Source organism: Escherichia sp. E1V33 (genome assembly GCF_004211955.1).
GTDB lineage: Bacteria > Pseudomonadota > Gammaproteobacteria > Enterobacterales > Enterobacteriaceae > Escherichia.
The window spans coordinates 1-1,559 of record NZ_RHJI01000056.1 but is presented as its reverse complement, the minus strand read 5'-3'; the positions used below and the strand labels follow the sequence as shown (position 1 = coordinate 1,559).

Sequence of the window (1,559 nt, the reverse complement as noted above, 5' to 3'; positions counted from 1 at the left end):
AGTTGAAGAACTGTCCAGCAAATTCACCGTAGAGCCGTCTGTACAGCAGACGCTGGAAGACCAGATCCAGCAGTCCGCCGCTTTCCTGACGCTGATTAACGTCACGCCAGTGACTGAGCAGTCTGGTCAGTTGCTGGGGCTGGGTGTTGGCAGCACCATTGCCGGAACCACTGATACCACAGCTAAAGAGCGTGAGCCTGTCGATCCGACGCTGATGGTCGATGTGGAATATAAATGCGAGCAGACCAACTTTGACACGGTGCTGACCTACGCGAAGCTGGATCTGTGGGCGAAGTTTCAGGATTTCCAGGTGCGCATCCGTGACGCCATCGTGAAACGTCAGGCACTGGACCGCATCATGATCGGCTTTAACGGCGTGAAGCGTGCGAAAACCTCCAACCGTAGCGAAAACCCGCTGCTGCAGGATGTGAATAAAGGCTGGCTGCAGAAAATCCGTGAGGATGCACCGGATCACGTCATGGGCAGCACCACCACGGGCGGTGAAACCACACCGGGCGCGGTGAAAGTCGGCAAAGGTGGCGAATATGCCAACCTGGACGCCGTAGTGATGGATGCCGTTAATGAGCTTATCGACGTGGTCTACCAGGACGATGACGATCTGGTGGTGATTTGCGGTCGTGAACTGCTGTCTGACAAGTATTTCCCGCTGGTCAACAAAGAGCAGGAAAACAGTGAAAAACTGGCTGCCGATATGATCATCAGTCAGAAACGCATGGGTGGCCTGCAGGCCGTGCGTGCGCCGTTCTTCCCGCCGAATGCGCTGCTGATCACCCGTCTGGATAACCTGTCCATCTACTGGCAGGAAGACACCCGCCGCCGTTCAGTTATCGACAACCCGAAACGTGACCGGATTGAAAATTTTGAATCCGTTAACGAAGCCTATGTGGTTGAGGACTACCGCTGCGCTGCACTGGTGGAAAACATCCAGATTGGCGACTTCAGCGCCGCCGCAGCAGAAGCCGGAGCGTAACCCATGAGCCTGAGTCCCGCACGGCAGCATCGCCTGCGCGTTCAGGCTGAACAGGCCGCCCGCGAGGGCGGCAGCGTTCGCCACGCGTCGGGCTATGACCTGATGCTGCTGCAACTGGCGGAAGACCGCCGCCGTCTCAAGGGCGTTCAGTCCACGGTGAAAAAAGCGGAAATAAAGGTGGAGCTGCTGCCGAAATATGCCGCCTGGGCGGAGGGCGTCCTGGCTGCCGGAGGCGCTCAACAGGATGACGTGCTGATGTACGTGATGCTGTGGCGCATTGATGCCGGAGATTATGCCGGGGCGCTGGAGATCGGGCGTCATGCCCTGCGTCATGGCTGGGTGATGCCGCTGGGTAACCGCAACGTGCAGACCGTGCTGGCAGAGGAAATGGCAGATGCAGCGCAGAGCGCAATGCTTGCCGCCACCGGCTTTGATGCCGATCTGTTGCTGCAGACGCTGGAGCTGACAGACGGTCTGGATATGCCGGACCAGTCACGGGCGCGTCTGCATAAAGCGATTGGCGCTGTCCTGAGTGAAAGCAATCCGGCTTCCGCCCTTAATCATCTCA

The 1,559-nt window shown here is 58.1% G+C and carries 2 protein-coding genes; both read left to right on the top strand.

Annotated elements, in window-relative coordinates:
* A partial coding sequence (locus D9742_RS22965) for a phage major capsid protein, P2 family (protein WP_130238336.1) occupies window positions 1-991 on the top strand: 991 nt, incomplete at its 5' end.
* A 3-nt stretch (window positions 992-994) separates the two neighbouring features.
* Window positions 995-1,559: phage terminase small subunit (gene gpM, locus D9742_RS22960; protein WP_130238335.1), on the top strand; the 565-nt coding region annotated here is incomplete at its 3' end.